Annotated in this window: 1 protein-coding gene and 1 pseudogene; both read right to left on the bottom strand. The window is 41.2% G+C overall.

What is annotated here, in order from left to right; all coding sequences use genetic code 11:
* Positions 1–227: NADH-quinone oxidoreductase subunit K (locus tag AC3LHT_RS08690; protein WP_488662607.1), on the bottom strand; the 227-nt coding region annotated here is incomplete at its 3' end.
* A pseudogene (locus AC3LHT_RS08685) lies at positions 224–422 on the bottom strand (MnhB domain-containing protein); the annotation flags it as partial. The pseudogene AC3LHT_RS08685 and the gene AC3LHT_RS08690, both read right to left, overlap by 4 nt.

The following is a 422-nucleotide window of genomic DNA, read 5'->3' as shown; positions in this document are numbered from 1 at the left end:
GCCTGTGGTATTGGATCAGCGAAATGCACATTCTCAATGGGTAAGGAAGGGATTATTGGAGCTCTAGTACCCCCTTTTGAGGAAATAGCAGTAAAAAAAAGCGTTACAGAAGTTTCAACAATGCCAAGAGCCAGTATTTTCTTTATCAAATTCGATGTTAAAAGCATTCCTAAAGTCCCGAGAAAAGCACCAATCAACGATGTATATATAACCATATCGCTTATCATAGTGTCCCTCTTCTCACAACAAATTCGCTTGCCATCTTCCACGCCCCAGCATAGACTTTAAGACCAATCAAGAGGTTGATAAGCGGGATTACTCCCCCACTTAAAATGCTGCCATAGCTTTGCGCTTCATTGAGCCCGAAGGTAAAATTCGGGAATGATAATCCCATGGTCATCAGGGATAAAATGATAACAAGT

Source organism: Kosmotoga sp., assembly GCF_982836095.1.
This window is presented reverse-complemented; position numbering and strand designations above follow the sequence as displayed.